Here is a 16,373-nt window from a genome sequence, read left to right as displayed (position 1 = left end):
GCCACGCCCGTTATCATTCCTGGATGATCAAAAGAGCAGTCTAGAAACGCTCGAACACGTCGTCATCCTCATCCTCTCCGGCATCCAGAGACAGGGAGATTCCGCCTCCATTCTTAACGGGCTGGGGCTTGGCCTCCAGCTTTCTGGGAGGAGTCGGATTCACAGTCATTGACGGTCTGACGGGGGTGAATCGATTCCTTGCCCCATCCACCCTGAAGAAGCTCATGCTGATTTTAAGCTGCTCTGCCTGGCTGGACAACTCCTCTGAAGTCGAGGCCATTTCCTCAGCAGCCGAGGCATTCTGCTGGATTACCTGATCCAATTGCTGAATGGCCTTGTTGATCTGCTCCGCACCGGCGTTCTGCTCATTGCTTGCTGCGGCAATTTCCTGCACCAGATCGGCCGTGCGACGAATGTCGGGCACGATGCGCTCCAGCATCTGCCCAGCCTTTTCTGCGACTTCGACGCTGGAGGCAGACAGCTCGCTGATCTCCGAAGCAGCCGTACCACTGCGCTCGGCCAGCTTGCGCACTTCGGCGGCAACAACGGCAAAACCCTTGCCGTGTTCGCCGGCCCGTGCGGCCTCAATGGCTGCGTTCAAAGCCAACAGATTCGTCTGCCGTGCAATCTCCTCAATGATGGAGATCTTTTCGGCGATCTGCTTCATGGCTCCCACGGTCTGGTTCACGGCCTTGCCGCCTTCTTCAGTATCCTCGGCAGCCTTGACCGCAATGTCCTCGGTAGTACGGGCATTTTCGGCATTCTGGCGGATATTGGCCGCCATCTGTTCCATGGAGGAAGACACCTCTTCCACGCTGGCGGCCTGTTCGGTCGCCCCCTGAGACAGGGTTTCCGAGGACGCTGACAGCTCTTCGGAACCAGAGGCCACATTATCCGTCGCGCCCTGAACCTCTCCCACGATCTGCCGCAGCTTGTCGCCCATTTCGCGCATGGAATCGGCAAGTTTACCGACCTCATCCTTTTGGTGCACATCGACATCGGCACTCAGGTCACCTTCGCTAAAAGCAGTCGACAGCTCCACGCCCTTCAGGATGGGCCCAAGAATGCCCCGGGCAATGATAAAGGCAAAGAACAGTCCCAGAGGAATCGCCACGGCAGTCAAAATGATCACCACGGTCCGCGTATTGGAGGCCGCGTCCAGCATCTGCTCGTCGGTCATGATGTTGTCGGTGACGACTTTCGAAGTCTCATTCAGAATATCCTGAACCTTGCCGAGGTGGGCCTTGGTCTGTGTGGCATAAATATCCAGAGCTTCCTGGCGCATTCCCATACGGTTATCATGCCAGGTAATCATCTCATCAATCTTGCCCAGAGTGTGGTCGGCAAAACCGGTCGTCGTGGTCTGGAAAAAGCGGTTGGCCTCGGCTCGACGCCCTTGGGCCAGCAATTTATTGATTTCGATGACGGAGGAGTGGAGTTCCTTATGCGGTTCGTAGATCGGATCGACCATGGCCTTCAACTCTGGATTGGCCCGCATCCGCTCAGCCAAATCCTCGGAATAGAGCCATTTCCCCAACCCGCACTTGTGAAAGTCGGTCTGCACTTCGGCCTTTTTGATGGCTGGATCGGTAAAGACCTTGATCACATGGTTCATCCAGACCACATGGTCGGTCTTTTTCTCGCGCAGAAAGCCGCCCACGTCCGGGTCTACGTCCACATACTTGTCTTTGATCAAAGCTGCGGATTCGTGCAGATGCTTGTGCGGAGCCTCAATGGCTTCCATGTTGTTTCTGATGGCAGGCACAAGCTGTTCGGCCTCTTTGCGTCCCTCGCCATAGTACCACTGACCGAAGGCACACTTATGGGGATCAAGCTGGACCTTGAGTTCGGTCACGTCCTTGTCCGTAAGATAGGCCCCAACCTTTTCCGCCCATTTCAAATGGTCCACTACCCGCTGGGTAAAATTGCCCTTGAGCTTGTTGCCTTCAATCACTTCTCCGGCATTATCCACTATCCGGCCAACCCCCAGGATGGACCACAACCCCACGACTGTGAGCAGAATCAGGACAAATCCGAATCCTACACTGAACTTGGTTTTCAACCCCAGGTCCTTCCAACTCATTGCGACACCCCTTTGTAAGACACCCCGGAGAAAAGAAACAAATAGCACTCACTCCTGCCGACAGCTTTCCGCGTACGTCAGGTGAGGACATAGACAAGCATCTTATCAATATCTAAAAAATTTGGTCAACTGCCAATATACATTGTGATTTGCCAATCATCACGACTCATTTACTCGGAATATAAGAAAGCCATTTAATGCAGGAATCAGAAAAAGCCAAGGATCAATAGACAAACAATATAACCAGTCTAGCTGGCTAAACTGCAACTGACAGGCCTATCTTCCCAATAATCGGCAGGGGGGGTGCTTCAATTCGTCTTCAACGGAAGCAATTCAAAAGAGGCGCCGCGCAGAGCCGACCGCCGGCTCCGCGCGGCGCGGATGGTGTGGGTGGAAATTTTCAAATAATTACATAATGGGCAGATAGCGCCCCAAGGCGACCAAACCCATGCCCATGGCTACGGATCCAAAAAAGCTCCGGGTGAATATGGCGGTCAGAAAAGTGGGAATCGCCGCCAAGAGGAACAGATTGTCCACTCCAAGATTCACTGCGCCGTCCTCAAGCAGCAGGCAAGGTGCAAGCATGGCCGAAAGCACTGCAGTCGGCACATATCCAAGCCAGCGCACCACCACTGGCGGCAGATTTCGTGACGCCAGAGCGAGAAGTGGCACCGCGCGGGGGATATAGGTCACCAGGGCCATACCGACAATGGTTGCAAAAATCAGCGTCTGGTCCATGTCGCCACTCCCGTTCCGAGGCTTGCCCCGGCCACCGTTGCCAGGATGACGTTCCACTGCCCAACGCCGACTTCAAGAAAGGTCAGAGACAACACTGCGGCCACCAGCCCCACCAGGACATGCGTGGTGTCCTTGACCTGCGCCACAACCAGCGCAATGAACATGGCAGGTAATGCGTAATCAAGTCCCAGAGGTCGCACGTCCGAGATGACCGTACTTGCCGCCACTCCCAGCCACGATCCACCAACCCAGCCCAGCTGCGCAATGGCATTGATGCCAAAGGTCTCAGCCCTGTCCCTTTCATCCCGGTGGAAGCGCACGCTGTGCACGGCAAAGGTCTCATCCGTCAGCTGCATGCCGAACCAGGCCAAACTGCGCTTGCGCCAGGAACTCAGGAATGGAGCCAGGGATGCAGCCATCAACACATGACGCAGGTTGACAACAAATGTAGTGGCAATGACCGATAACGGTGCAGCCCCTGCACCAATCAACCCTACAGCAATGAGCTGCGCTGAGCCCGCAAACACAATCACTGACATCAACACTGCATTGACCGGCGATATCCCGTTTTTCAGGGCCAAAACTCCGAAAGCAAAGCCTACGGGCACATAGCCCAGAACTATGGGCAAAGCCTGTTTGACTGCCCCGCTCAAAGCCACTGGAATCGCAGGAATTTTGAGCACTGCTCTGGCTCGTGTAACCATACCCTGTCTCCTTGCCCCCCGATGAAGTTCGGGGTCTCAATCTATGGTTTGAATTGACCACACAATCTGTTACCAGTACAGATACAGATCGATTAAAAACCAACCATAACAGTTTGGGCACTCTCCATGCAGACCAACGCCAACCAATTCCGCTATCAGGCTGTGGAAGATCATGTAATGGGCCTCATCGATACCGGGGCACTCACCCCCGGAGACAAGCTGCCCTCTCTCCGAAAACTCTCAACGGGACTCAATGCGAGCATCTCGACCATCAACCAGGCGTATGTGGAATTGGAACGTAAAGGCGTGGTCGAATCCCGCCCTCGCTCAGGGTTCTATGTGCGCGCCCCCCGGCGGTTGCCCACGCCATCCTCCGGTGACGGAATGCAGGCAGCCCGTCCCATCAGCCGCACCAAGTTGATCAACGCGGTTCTCGAATCTGTTGGGCGCCCTGACCTGACCCCTCTGGGTATTATCTGTCCGTCTTCCCGCGAACTGCTTCCCGGCAGACAGTTGGCGCGCATCATGGCCTCGGTTTTGCGCGAACAACCTCACAAAGCCCTGGAGTACGAGACCATCCCCGGCAACCTGGAACTGCGCAAACAGATTTCACTACACGGATTGGATCACGGCACACGCTTCGCCCCCGAAGATGTCATCATCACCGCTGGCGCCATGGAAGCCCTGTACATTTCACTACGTACCATTACACGCCCTGGTGACACGGTGCTGATCATGTCCCCCACTTACTTCTGCTTCCTGCAACTGGTGGAGACCCTGGGTCTGCGAGCCATTGAAATCCCCTCGCACCCAGAATACGGCATCGACCCCGGTGATATCCGTGATGCCCTGGACAAATACGACATTACGGCTTCGGTGCTCTGCCCCAATTTCAACAACCCCGATGGCAGCCTGACCTCTGAGTCTGCCAAGGCCGAAATCGTGACACTCCTTGCCGAGCGCGGCGTGCCTCTGGTGGAAGACGATGTCTATGGCGACCTGCACTTTGGTGATGCCCGGCCTCGAACCTTCAAGGCCTATGACACCACCGGCACAGTGATTCTGTGTTCCTCCTTTTCCAAAACCATTGCTCCGGGGTATCGCGTGGGTTGGATGGTCCCCGGCCAATTCCGGGCCAAAGCCCTGGAGATCAAGGCAACGACCAACGTCTGTTCGGCCAGTCCGACCCAGATGGCACTGGCCGAATTTCTACGTCAGGGGCTGTACGACAAGCACTTAAAGCGCCTGCGTGTCGCCATCCACAAACAACGCGATGTGATGCTGCACCACGTGGGCGAACATTTCCCCGAAGGCACGCGAGCCACACGCCCCAAGGGAGGAAGCGTTCTGTGGGTGGAACTGCCTGGCGGGGTCAATTGCGTGGACTATTTCTACGAGGCCAAATCCCGCGGAATCGGGGTGGCGCCTGGCAGTATCTTCTCCACACAGGACAAATTCAAAAGCTTCATCCGCCTGTCACTGGGCGGGGTATGGGACGACATCAAAGAAAGGGGAATCATCGAATTGGGACAATTGGCAAAATCCATGGCCCAGTCCAACTCATTGCCCAGCGTCTAGAGCAAACAAGAAGAGAGTCCGAATCATGCCTGACTTCACATTCACACACCGTCCCCTTGAGACATCCGACCTGCCAGCACTCTGCAGCTTCCCACGCACGGCAGAAGAGCTGTTCTTCATGTTCCCCAAAGCCAACTGGCCGGTCACCCCTGGTCAATTGGGCGAAGCCGCCGCACAGCGCCGTGAGCCAACGGTGTTCCTGTGTGACGAAACAATCGCCGGATACGCCAACATTCTGGCCTGGGAGCATGGAAATTTTTGTGAGGCAGGCAATGTTGTGGTTGCACCTGCCATGCGCAGACGAGGTCTGGCCAGCCACATGATGCAGACCATGGAGGTCAAGGCCCGGGACAACTATGCGGCCCGGCGGCTCAAGGTGTCATGCTTCAGCATGAATGTTGGCGGTCTGCTACTCTATTCCAGATTGGGATTTTTGCCCACGGGCATTGCCCCGCGCAATGGCCCAAACGGGGCACCACACGCCCTGATCCATCTTGAAAAAAACATCCCCGGAGTGTCCTGATGCCTCAGCGCTGCAACTGGGCCCTGAGCCCCGACGAAATGACCCGCTACCATGATGAGGAATGGGGCATCCCCGAACATGACGACACCAAACATTTCGAATTTCTGATTCTTGAAAGCGCCCAGGCGGGCCTGTCATGGCTGACCATACTCCGTCGCCGCGAGGGCTACCGCCAGGCTTTTGCCGGATTTGACCCCATCCTGGTGGCCCAATTCACCGATGCCGATGAAGAACGCCTGATGAACGACGCCGGAATTATCCGCAATCGCGCCAAGATCAAAGCCGCCATCAACAACGCCGCTCGCTTTCAGGAAATTCAAGCCGAATTCGGGAGCTTCGACGCTTACATCTGGGATTTCGTAAATGGCCGCCCCATTCAGAACACATGGTCAGCCATGGATCAGCTTCCAGCCACCACCCCTGCTTCGGATGCCTTGTCCAAGGACCTGAAACGGCGAGGCTTCAAATTCGTGGGGCCAACCACGATCTATGCTCACATGCAGGCCACCGGATTGGTCAATGACCATCTCACCAGCTGCTTCCGATATGAGATTATCCGATCATTGGGCTAGGCACGACAACCTAGTCCACACGGGGGATTTCCCCCATTTTGCAAGCGCAATATAGACTTCCTTGTCTGGCACGCGTAAGGCTTTCAGCAAGATTCCCACAGGAGCAGTACCGACTGAATGACTGCTCCCTCTGCCTCTTCGAACCTTGGCGTACAGTGACTGCAAAGACATGGGGGCCCAGTAATCCCATGACCGTATACAATGACGTGTTCCCCCTTGGAACACACATCGTCCCAGAGATGACATGCCGCCAATCCGCCCCACCCCGGTAGACCCCACTGATCTGCTCACGGCCATCGCCCGCAGTGCCGAAAGGTTGTCGCAACGCGACAGTTGGCCCGAGGGTGTAAACACCCTGCTGGCCGAACTGGGCCAATCAACAGGGATCAGTCGCGTCTGGATTTTCCAGACCGTGGAACTCGGGCCCACTCATATCGTTCAGGATTACGTCTTCGAATGGGCCGCCTCCCCGGAATATGCCCAGATGGGCATGTCCTGCTTCAGCATGTTCACAAAGGATTTCGAACTGCCCGAATATCGTGCCCTCATTGAAAGCCGACGCCGGGGCGAACATCAATCCATGATGCCCGACGAGCTACCTCCATCCTGGCTCCGCACGCATCTGGTGGATGAGCAGCACATCCAATCCATGCTGACCATTCCCATCATGGTGGATGGTTTGTGGTGGGGGACATTGGGTTTCGATGATTGTCAGCGCGAATACCGCTGGTCCAAACCGGAGATTGCGCTGTTGCGAACGGCAAGTGCCTTGATCACCAACGCCATACTGCGCGATCAGCTTTCAGCCCGTGACAAGCAGTTTGAAATCCTCAAGGCCCTGACAGATTCCAGTGCCTGGCAGATCGATCTGAAAACAGCACGAGGTTGGGTCACCGGAAAATTGGCCAAGATTCCAGGACAGCCACCGGCCGAACGCAACCTCAACATACTGAGCCTCTGCCGACTTATCCATCCCGAAGATGTGCGCAGACTCGTCAAGGCCGCTCGGCAATACGTCGCAGATGGCGAAGGCACCTTTCGCCATGATGTGCGCCTGAGGCATCACGGTCCCCGTCAGCACTGGGTGGAGATCATCGGCAGCGTAAGTAGTGATATGAAGGGACGCCCGGAACAGCTGGCAGGTATCGCCGTGGACATCCAACATCGCAAACGCCAGGAGATCATCCTGCGGCGCATGGCCGAAACCGACCCCCTGACTGGCGCCGTAAACCGGCGAGCCTTTGACGACCACCTGGATTTCCATCTGTCCAAGGCGCAACGAAAGGATCGTCCTCTATCACTGCTGATGTTGGACCTGGATCGCTTCAAAGCCATCAACGACGCGTGGGGACATCCCACAGGAGACATGGTCCTCAAAAAATTTGCAGATATCTGTCGGACGAATCTCCGCGACGGAGATGTACTGGCCAGGATGGGAGGAGAAGAATTCGCCTTACTGCTGCCCGGAGCCAATGCCCAAGCCGCCTGTGCGGCTGGCGAACGCATCCGTTGCATGCTTGAGGCGACGCAGCTAGATTCCTGTCGGGGACTTCAGGCCACGGTGAGCATCGGCTGCGCAACCTGCCTCTGTGGCTCCAGCACCGGTCACGAGTTGGTGGCTGATGCAGACATGGCCCTCTACAAGGCCAAACGTGCCGGTCGTAACCGGCTGATTGCCGCTTCAAGCCACGTTGAGCACTGACCTGCCTTTTTTACGCCCAGCTTCGAAAGCCCCACACGATCAGCTGGCCTTGTCTATTTCAGTCCGCCCCCGCAAAACTCCTTGCGAAAGGAACTCATGCTCATGGCCTTTTTCTTACGCGCGCCATCCTCACAACCTCGCTTGCACATGGCGACGGACAAGGCGGCGGAGAACCCCGTCACCCCTTCCTCGCCCATGAGTTTCGGGCCCAGGGCCTGCACAAGATAGTCACAGCCCTGCTGGTCCATCTGTGCTCCACCGTCATAACAGGTCTTATAGACTTGGTAGACATCCTTGCATGTGGCGTTCTCGGCGTAAGCCGCTACGCTAAAGTTCAGGCACAGTACGGCACTCAGCATCACGGACAGAATCATCTTCATCTTGCCCACCTCTTTATACATTAAAACAGGAACGACTCTTTCGGACAGGATATCAAGCCTCGCACAGATACACCAGCAAAGGTCCAGCAGTAACCATTGTGCACAAAATAACCGGGGCGAACACGCATGCGTATTCGCCCCGACCCCCTGGTCCCCCCCTCGCTTATCAGACGCAACGACTCATCAAATGGTTTCAGCTCTCTCCATAAACGACCAAATATGACAGAATCTGCAGGTAATCACGTCACACACTTGAAGCTCAACAACACCCACACTCCAATTTTGTGCTCCAGCTTCACGCACCTGACCATCCAATGACAAAGGCCCGGGCTGATATACCCGGGCCAATAAGCAACTCAAAGGATTACCCATTCACTTTCTATCAAGCATGAGGCCAGCCTCAGCCTTCGGATTCAAGAGCCTCCGGCAGTCCCAAAACATACTCCCGGATTTCATCACGTACGCGGCGGTAGTGGACCAGAGCCTCCTCGTCGCTCGCCACTCCTTTTGCCAGGGCCGGCGGATCATCGAATCCGGCATGAACACGCCGCACTTTGCCCGGAAAGAACGGACAATTCTCGTTGGCATGACCGCACAGGGTGATCACATAGTCGAATTCGGTTACAGGCAGTTCATCCACGGTATTGGACTCATGCCCCGCGATGTCCACCCCGGACTCGGCCATGGCCTTGACCGCCAGGGGATTCAGGCCATGCTTCACCACACCGGCCGAATACGCTTCAAAGGCCTCCGCCTTCAGCGCCCTGGCCCAGCCTTCGGCCATCTGGCTACGGCAGGAGTTGCCGGTACATAAAAACAGTATTTTCATCATTTCATCTCTCAAGGAATCAACGTTCCTACTGGCTCATCTTTATCCCAATACATTCATCAGGAAATCCCACACCAACTGCCGCCCCGATCACGAACTCGGCTTGCAGGTCACATGGCAAACCCCGCTGGGTGTGTTCAAGGCATGCGGAAAATACTTGCTCCTGAACCTAAGGGCGACATTGACTAGAGCGATAAGCACAGGAACTTCCACCAAGGGCCCAATAACAGCGGCAAAAGCCACACCCGAATCGATACCAAACACGGCAATGGCCACGGCAATGGCCAACTCAAAATTGTTGGAGGCCGCGGTAAACGACAGAGTCGTGGCCTGCTCATAAGTGGCCCGTGCCTTCACGGACAGCCAAAAAGATACCAGGAACATCACCAGAAAATAGATACACAGCGGGATGGCGATACGTACCACATCCATGGGCAACTGCACGATGAACTCACCCTTCAGGGAGAACATCACCAGGATGGTAAACAGCAAAAACACAAGGGTCAGCGGACTGATGGCCGGAACGAATTTTTCCTCGTACCATTGTCTGCCCTTGAGCTTGATGCCGATCAGGCGGGAGAACATACCCGCAAGAAAGGGGATGCCAAGATAGATGAACACACTCTCGGCAATCTGGCCCATGGAGATATCCACCACGGCTCCTTCAAGCCCGAAGACCGAGGGCAACACCGTAATGAAGAACCAAGCGTAGACCGAAAAAAACAAAACCTGAAAGATGGAGTTAAACGCCACCAGTCCGGCGCAATATTCGGTGTCACCCTTGGCCAGATCGTTCCAGACAATAACCATGGCGATGCAACGGGCAAGGCCGATCAGAATCAGGCCGACCATGTATTCATGGTGCCCGGACAAAAAGGCAATGGCCAGACCGAACATGAGCACCGGCCCGATGACCCAGTTCTGGACAAGGGACAGCATGAGCACTCTGGTATTGCGAAACACCTGGCCCAATTGCTCGTATTTCACCTTGGCCAAAGGGGGATACATCATCAGGATCAGGCCCACGGCGATAGGGATATTGGTGGTACCCACCTGAAAGGTATTGATGACGTCTTTCACGCCGGGGAACGAATATCCACCGATGACGCCCACAAACATGGCCAGAAATATCCACAGGGTCAAAAAACGATCCAGAAAAGAAAGCCGCTTCAGCGTCGATTCAGTCATGAGTCATTCCTCACTGTCGGTGCCGGCTTGTCCACACTGCCGGCCATCCTTTGTTTCCAAATAGGTTTGCAGCACAGCGACATCATTCACCGCTTGGGGGTGGGACTTGAGAAGCAGTGTCAAACTATCCAGCACTTTGGCCTGAAACGGAGTCAACTCGCGACTGAGTGCATAATGCATCCACTTGCCGCAACGATGACCATGAATCCAACCCGCCTTGCGCAGATAGGCCAAGTGCCTCGAAACCTTGGATTGAGGCATCTCCAGCACGTTCATCAGGTCGCACACGCACAGCTCTCCCTCGCCAAGGAGATTGATGATCCTCAGACGGGTCTCATCCGCAAAAGCCTTGAAAATAAGTCCTAGTGTTTCCATAGGGACAACATATCCGCATAAACAGATGCGTCAAGTGACAATTCCGAGACAACCCCTGACTTCGTTACACCATTCAGCAACAAGACTCCCCCCTCATCGGCTTTCCATCATGCCTGCGCCTTGGATTGCAGCATGAGTCTGAACCTCACGCTTCAGCACCAAGCTCGCAATTCGCGCTAACCCCGCCTTGACATTGACATATCACTGGAGGTAACGAACGATGCTTCATAGAAATAAATTACTATAAAAATGGAATAATTCTGATAGATCAGTTCAGGATCAAAATGTTGCCTTTCGCCCTGCTATTCGTGATGTGCCCACAGCACTTACAATGGGCACAGATGGACCACAAACGCATCAACACTCTGTTTTCGCATAGAGAAATACCTGAAGCAGACATATCGCAAACGCACGCTACGGCTTTTCCGCACTGCGCCAGCGATGAAACATCAAAAAGGCAAGGAATCATGAGCAGCCCCCGGGCCACGATTCTTTCAAGGACGCCAGCAGAGGGGACAACACCCCCTCCCTCCAAAGAACTGGCGACCTTCCCACAACACCGCCACACCGCGAGCTTCAATGCGGCAAGCGCTCTCCCTGCCCAACATCCTGCTCTTTCGTTTTTCACAAGCTCCACGTCACCTGTCAGCAGATCTGGCAAGCACCTTCCCGTAAGGTTAACGGCATCTCTGCCGCACCTGTGCCTTCATATTCACACCCTGTTTCACTCACCTAGGAGGAGCCATGCTTCAGAACAACTACGGACTGCGTTTATTTTCATCAAAGATACCTCCTGCGAGGCGGAAGACGATCATGGCATTTGCCGTTTTCTTCATCGCCATCATCTTTCTGCAGGCATTTTACTGGCTCTTTGCCAACGCCGCCGAGCCCATCATCATCGGACTGCCCTTCGGCATGTTCATGGTCTCGTTCCTGATCGTCGTAGAGCTGGTGGGGTTGCTCGTCATGGACAAAGTTCTGTTCAGCAATGAAAAGGAGGATGACTAATCATGAGTGACACCGTCATCATCCTCGGAGTCATCGCGGTCTATCTCGTCTTCGTCCTGTTCATCGGCGCCGTCGCCGGTCGCGGGCGCAACAATTCCGCAGAGGAATACATCACTGCCAGCCGAAGCCTGGGCTTCATCTGCATGTACTTCCTCATGGGTGGAGCCATCTTCAGCGCATTCGCCTATCTCGGCGGCCCCGGTTGGGCGTATGCCAAGGGCGCTCCGGCCTTTTACATCCTCGGGTACTGTGCACTGGGCCTGGTGCCCTGGCTGGTCTGGGGTCCCAAGGCACAGGAAGCCGGCAGAAAATTCGGTTACGTGACCCAGGCGCAGTTATTCAGCGACCGCTTCCAGTCACGCGCCCTGTCCATCATCATCGCCCTGGTCTCGACCCTGGCTTTCATCCAATACGTCTCCGTACAGATGAAGGGCAGTGCCTATGTCTTTGAGGTTGCCTCAAACGGAACCATCCCCTTCTGGGCCGGTGCACTCATCGCCTATGTGGTCGTTCTTATCTACGTCTTCTTCGGTGGCGTCCGCGGCGTGGCCTGGACCAACGTCTTCCAGGGCGCGTTCATGATCATCACGGCCTGGGTTCTGGGTCTGTACTTCTGCTATAGCCTCTACGGCGGCCCCACCGAGATGTTCACACAGATCATCGCAGCCAAGCCCACGCACCTGCTGATCGGCCCCGGCACCAAGATGAGCTTTGCAGCCTATTCTTCTGCCGTGCTGGTTTCCGTGCTTGGCTTCACCATGTGGCCTCACCTGTTCATGAAGGCTTACAGCGCAGACAGCAAACGCACTCTGCGCCGTACCATCGTGCTCTACCCCACCTTCGCCGTCATGCTTATCCCCGTCCTGCTCATCGGCTTTGCGGGTATCATGCAGGTGACCCCTGAAGTCCTGGGCGCACCTGACCGCATCCTGCCCTGGATGTTCTCGAACATGGACTTCCATCCGATGGCCATCGGCCTGGTTCTGGCTGCCGCCCTGGCTGCTGCCATGTCCACGCAGGACACCATCACCCACGCCGCCGGTTCCATCTTCGCCCAGGACTTCATCGCCGTCATCGTCGGCCGTCCTGCCAGCGACGCTGAAGCCACCAAGTGGATCCGTATCTTCGTCGTGGCTTTTGGCCTGGTTTCGTATCTGGTCACCATCTTCGGCGGACACACCCTGGTGGCGCTGCTGCTTGGTGCTTACGGCTCCATCGTTCAGCTGCTGCCCCTGGCCTTCGCGACCTTCTTCTGGCCGCGCGCCACAACCATGGGTGCCCTGGTCGGGCTTGTGGTCGGAGTCTGCTACAACTATTCCATCGTCTTTGGTATTGTACCCAAGCTGTGGGACATCAACCCCGGCCTGCAGGGTCTTGCCCTGAACTTCGCCTGCCTGATCGTGGTCTCGTACATGACCAAGCCGCAGGACAAGGAACACGTTCTCAAGTTCACGGAACTCTAGGAGAGATACTGTGCAACACCTGTTGAAGGAAGGCCTTGAGGCCGCCAGAGACTGGACCATTGAAATCCGCCGGGAACTGCACAAGATCCCGGAACTGGCCCTTGAGGAAGAAAAAACAGCGGCTCTGGTGGCCAAAACCCTCACGGAACTCGGCTTTGAGCCGCAGACCGGCATCGGCAAGCACGGCGTGGTCGCCACCCTGGATACGGGACGCCCCGGTCCGGTGGTGATGTTCCGAGCCGATATGGACGCCCTGCCCATTCAAGAGGAATCCGGCCTGCCCTTTGCGTCAACACACGAAGGCGTGGCCCACTGCTGCGGACATGACTGCCACACGGCCATGCTCCTTGGCACGGCCAAGGTCCTCTCGGAGGCCAAGGACAAATTGAGCGGCATTATCCGCTTTGTGTTCCAGCCTGCCGAGGAGGCCGTAAGCGGTGCTCAGCCGATGATTGCCGAAGGCATCATGGATTCACCCAAAGTGGATTACTGCTTCGGCATGCACGTCTGGCCCACGGTCCCCAAGGGCCAGGTGGGCATCAAGGACGGCAAACTCATGGCAGCCATGAGCTGGTTCGACCTGGAAATCCTGGGCAAGGGCGGCCACGGGGCCATGCCTCATCAATGCGTTGACGCTCTGGAAGTCGGTACTCAGGTAGTCTCGGCCCTGCAGCGCGTTACCAGCCGCCAGATGAATCCACTTCAACCCACGGTGGTGACAGTTGGGCAGTTCTATGCAGGAACCGCCATGAACATCATCCCGGGACGGGCGGAACTGCACGGCACCACGCGCACCTTTGACAAGGACGTGTGGCGCACCTGGGATGAACGCCTGCGCACAATCATCGCTGGAGTCTGCTCCTCCATGGGTGCGGACTTCACCTTTGAGTTCCATCAGGGAGTACCTCCGGTCAGCAATGATCCAGACGCAACAAACATCGCACGCAAGGCCGCCATCAAGCTCGTGGGCGAGGACAACGTCATGGAACCCGAGCCCACCATGGGCGGAGAGGACATGTCCCTGTTCCTGGAGCAGGCCAAGGGTGCCTTTGTCTTCCTGGGCGCACAGGTGGAGAATGGCTACCCGTTGCACAACCCTAAAATCGTCTTCCCCGAGGACATCCTGGCCACGGGCGTAGCTCTGAACTGCCAGATCGCCTGTGACCTGCTAACCTGATCCCGGCAGGAAAACACCCGCCGGAGCTCCATCCGGCAACGAAAAGCGTAAAGGCCCCGGTCATCTGATCGGGGCCTTTTTCATGTTTATATTCAAATCCTGTTGACAGCATTGGAAAGCAGGCCTAAATTCATTTGCAGATTTGACCAAATGAGAAATTATATGCAGAAATACGAAAAAACAAAATTCACGGAACGTGCCCAGATCATGAAAGCGCTGGGGCATCCGGTCCGCCTGTTCATTGTGGACGAATTGTCTCGCGGGGAACAGTGCGTGTGCGACCTGACCGAGATGGTGGGGCTGGACGTGTCTACGGTATCCAAGCACCTGCTGGTGCTGAAGAATGCGGGGATCGTCGCAGACGAACGCCGCGGCAAGCAGGTCTTTTACGGCCTTCGGGTGCGTTGTGTTCTCAATTTCTTCGGGTGCCTGGAGTCAGTGCTGAACCCGTAAAAAAATTTTGCTTCAACACTTGGCGATTTCGCCAAACAAAGGAAGAATCATGTTCTGGAAAAACGAATGGAAACCACTGACCGTCATCGCTGGAGTCTTCCTGGCCTGCTACTACCTGCCCGTGGGTTGGGATCGCTTTGACAACGCCTTGCTCGAAGCCTTTCACCTGGTCAAATGGTATGCCCGCGAGCACGTGCTGCTGTGCCTGATTCCCGCTTTCTTCATTGCCGGAGCCATTGCGGTCTTCGTCAGTCAGGCCTCGGTCATGAAATACCTCGGCCCCAAAGCCAACAAGGCCGTAGCCTACGCCGTGGCGTCCTGCTCGGGCACCATCCTCGCGGTCTGTTCCTGCACCATCCTGCCCCTGTTCGCGGGCATCTACCGCATGGGAGCGGGGCTGGGACCAGCCACGGCGTTCCTGTACTCGGGACCAGCCATCAACGTCCTGGCCATCGTACTCACTGCCCGTGTGCTAGGACCGGAGCTGGGCATTGCCCGCGCCATCGGAGCCATCATTTTCAGCGTGGTCATCGGCCTGTGCATGCATTTCATCTACCGCAACGAGGAAAAGGAAAAAGCACTGCTCATGGCGGCCATGCCCGAAGCGGAAGTCAGCCGCCCCCTGTGGCAAAATGCCGTGTACTTCGCCACCATGGTCGGCATCCTCGTATTCGCCAACTGGGGCCGGCCTGATCAGACCGAAGGCCTGTGGTACACCATCTATTCAGTCAAATGGCTGATCACCGCCCTGTTCGGTGCAGGATTTGCCCTGTCACTGGTGGCCTGGTTCGGCATGGAGATCTGGAAAGTAGCCGTTGTGGGCGTGCCCGTTATTGCCTTGGGCATCATGCTGCCCGAACAGCCCAACGTTGCCTTCGTGGTCGGAGTCATCGGCCTGACGTTGTTCACCAGCTCGCGCAAGGACGAACTGGGCGAGTGGTTCGGTTCCAGCTGGGGCTTTGCCAAACAGATCCTGCCGCTTTTGTTGTTCGGTGTACTCATTGCCGGAATCCTGCTTGGTCGCCCCGGCGAGGAAGGGCTCATTCCTTCACAGTGGGTGGCCTGGGCCGTGGGCGGCAACACATTGGGCTCAAACTTCTTTGCCTCACTGGCCGGTGCATTCATGTACTTCGCCACCCTGACCGAAGTGCCCATCCTGCAGGGCCTGATTGGTAACGGCATGGGCAATGGCCCGGCCCTGGCACTGCTGCTGGCCGGTCCTGCCCTGAGCCTGCCCAACATGCTGGTCATCCGTAGCGTGATCGGCACCCAGAAGACCGTTGTCTTCGTATCCCTTGTGGTCATCATGGCCACTGTAAGCGGCGTCATTTTCGGAACCATCTTCCCCTAAGGAGACTCTCATGAAGGAAATCAAAGTCCTGGGCCCCGGTTGCCCCAAGTGTGAACAGCTCAAGAAAAACGTGGAACAGGCCGTCGCGGCCTCCGGCGTTGAATGCAACATCGAGAAGATCACGGACATGCTCAAGATGTCCGAATACGGCATCATGATCACCCCGGCCCTGGTGGTGGATGGCGAAGTGAAATCCGTGGGCAAACTCTTGTCCCCCGATGACATCGCCGAATTTCTCAAATAACAGCC

17 protein-coding genes are annotated in these 16,373 nt (G+C 56.1%); 10 read left to right on the top strand and 7 right to left on the bottom strand.

Annotated elements, in window-relative coordinates; genetic code table 11:
* Window positions 1-40: 40 nt before the first annotated feature.
* The 3 genes from EL361_RS15765 to EL361_RS15755 all read right to left on the bottom strand — a co-directional run bounded on the left by EL361_RS15765 (window position 41) and on the right by EL361_RS15755 (window position 3,525).
* Window positions 41-2,083 carry a methyl-accepting chemotaxis protein gene (locus EL361_RS15765; protein ID WP_126380902.1) on the bottom strand — a complete coding sequence of 681 codons (2,043 nt, stop codon included), beginning with the start codon at window positions 2,081-2,083 and terminating at the stop codon, window positions 41-43.
* A gap of 408 nt (window positions 2,084-2,491) precedes the next feature.
* Complete coding sequence (locus EL361_RS15760) at window positions 2,492-2,821, bottom strand: AzlD domain-containing protein (RefSeq protein ID WP_126380901.1); 330 nt, start codon at window positions 2,819-2,821, stop codon at window positions 2,492-2,494.
* Window positions 2,806-3,525 carry an AzlC family ABC transporter permease gene (locus EL361_RS15755; protein WP_126380900.1) on the bottom strand — a complete coding sequence of 240 codons (720 nt, stop codon included), beginning with the start codon at window positions 3,523-3,525 and terminating at the stop codon, window positions 2,806-2,808. Before EL361_RS15755 ends, EL361_RS15760 begins: the two co-directional genes overlap by 16 nt.
* 126 nt (window positions 3,526-3,651) lie before the next feature.
* Here EL361_RS15755 and EL361_RS15750 point away from each other — a divergent pair, with 126 nt between their 5' ends.
* The 4 genes from EL361_RS15750 to EL361_RS15735 all read left to right on the top strand — a co-directional run bounded on the left by EL361_RS15750 (window position 3,652) and on the right by EL361_RS15735 (window position 7,900).
* Window positions 3,652-5,103 carry an aminotransferase-like domain-containing protein gene (locus tag EL361_RS15750; RefSeq protein ID WP_126380899.1) on the top strand — a complete coding sequence of 484 codons (1,452 nt, stop codon included), beginning with the start codon at window positions 3,652-3,654 and terminating at the stop codon, window positions 5,101-5,103.
* A 25-nt stretch (window positions 5,104-5,128) separates the two neighbouring features.
* Complete coding sequence (locus EL361_RS15745; RefSeq protein ID WP_126380898.1) at window positions 5,129-5,626, top strand: GNAT family N-acetyltransferase; 498 nt, start codon at window positions 5,129-5,131, stop codon at window positions 5,624-5,626.
* Complete coding sequence (locus EL361_RS15740; protein WP_126380897.1) at window positions 5,626-6,198, top strand: DNA-3-methyladenine glycosylase I; 573 nt, start codon at window positions 5,626-5,628, stop codon at window positions 6,196-6,198. Before EL361_RS15745 ends, EL361_RS15740 begins: the two co-directional genes overlap by 1 nt.
* 244 nt (window positions 6,199-6,442) lie before the next feature.
* Window positions 6,443-7,900, top strand: coding sequence for a GGDEF domain-containing protein (locus tag EL361_RS15735; RefSeq protein WP_126380896.1), 1,458 nt, complete (start codon window positions 6,443-6,445; stop codon window positions 7,898-7,900).
* Between the two features lie 53 nt (window positions 7,901-7,953).
* Here the strand turns inward: EL361_RS15735 and EL361_RS15730 are convergent, their stop codons facing one another.
* From EL361_RS15730 to EL361_RS15715, 4 genes are all read right to left on the bottom strand, one after another.
* The gene (locus EL361_RS15730; RefSeq protein ID WP_126380895.1) at window positions 7,954-8,280 is read right to left on the bottom strand and encodes a hypothetical protein; all 327 of its coding nucleotides are present in this window, start codon (window positions 8,278-8,280) and stop codon (window positions 7,954-7,956) included.
* Window positions 8,281-8,680: 400 nt separating this feature from the next.
* Window positions 8,681-9,112 carry an arsenate reductase ArsC gene (locus tag EL361_RS15725; RefSeq protein WP_126380894.1) on the bottom strand — a complete coding sequence of 144 codons (432 nt, stop codon included), beginning with the start codon at window positions 9,110-9,112 and terminating at the stop codon, window positions 8,681-8,683.
* Window positions 9,113-9,199: 87 nt separating this feature from the next.
* The gene (gene arsB, locus EL361_RS15720) at window positions 9,200-10,297 is read right to left on the bottom strand and encodes an ACR3 family arsenite efflux transporter (RefSeq protein WP_126380893.1); all 1,098 of its coding nucleotides are present in this window, start codon (window positions 10,295-10,297) and stop codon (window positions 9,200-9,202) included.
* Window positions 10,298-10,300: 3 nt separating this feature from the next.
* On the bottom strand, window positions 10,301-10,672 hold the full coding sequence (locus tag EL361_RS15715; RefSeq protein WP_126380892.1) for an ArsR/SmtB family transcription factor: 372 nt from the start codon (window positions 10,670-10,672) through the stop codon (window positions 10,301-10,303).
* A gap of 813 nt (window positions 10,673-11,485) precedes the next feature.
* Between EL361_RS15715 and EL361_RS15710 the strand changes: the two genes are divergently transcribed.
* The 6 genes from EL361_RS15710 (at window position 11,486) to EL361_RS15685 (ending at window position 16,368) form a co-directional block, all read left to right on the top strand.
* Complete coding sequence (locus tag EL361_RS15710; RefSeq protein WP_126380891.1) at window positions 11,486-11,680, top strand: hypothetical protein; 195 nt, start codon at window positions 11,486-11,488, stop codon at window positions 11,678-11,680.
* 2 nt (window positions 11,681-11,682) lie between these two features.
* Window positions 11,683-13,143, top strand: a complete 1,461-nt coding sequence (locus tag EL361_RS15705) for a sodium:solute symporter family protein (protein ID WP_126380890.1) — start codon at window positions 11,683-11,685, stop codon at window positions 13,141-13,143.
* Window positions 13,144-13,153: 10 nt separating this feature from the next.
* On the top strand, window positions 13,154-14,320 hold the full coding sequence (locus EL361_RS15700; RefSeq protein ID WP_197723444.1) for a M20 metallopeptidase family protein: 1,167 nt from the start codon (window positions 13,154-13,156) through the stop codon (window positions 14,318-14,320).
* 162 nt (window positions 14,321-14,482) lie between these two features.
* Window positions 14,483-14,773: an ArsR/SmtB family transcription factor gene (locus EL361_RS15695; RefSeq protein WP_126380889.1), complete on the top strand. Its 291-nt coding sequence runs from the start codon at window positions 14,483-14,485 to the stop codon at window positions 14,771-14,773.
* A gap of 49 nt (window positions 14,774-14,822) precedes the next feature.
* Window positions 14,823-16,124 carry a permease gene (locus EL361_RS15690; protein ID WP_126380888.1) on the top strand — a complete coding sequence of 434 codons (1,302 nt, stop codon included), beginning with the start codon at window positions 14,823-14,825 and terminating at the stop codon, window positions 16,122-16,124.
* Window positions 16,125-16,134: 10 nt separating this feature from the next.
* Complete coding sequence (locus tag EL361_RS15685) at window positions 16,135-16,368, top strand: thioredoxin family protein (RefSeq protein WP_126380887.1); 234 nt, start codon at window positions 16,135-16,137, stop codon at window positions 16,366-16,368.
* Window positions 16,369-16,373: the final 5 nt, after the last annotated feature.

Source organism: Desulfovibrio ferrophilus (genome assembly GCF_003966735.1).
In the GTDB taxonomy this organism is placed as follows: domain Bacteria; phylum Desulfobacterota; class Desulfovibrionia; order Desulfovibrionales; family Desulfovibrionaceae; genus Desulfovibrio_Q; species Desulfovibrio_Q ferrophilus.
This window is presented reverse-complemented; position numbering and strand designations above follow the sequence as displayed.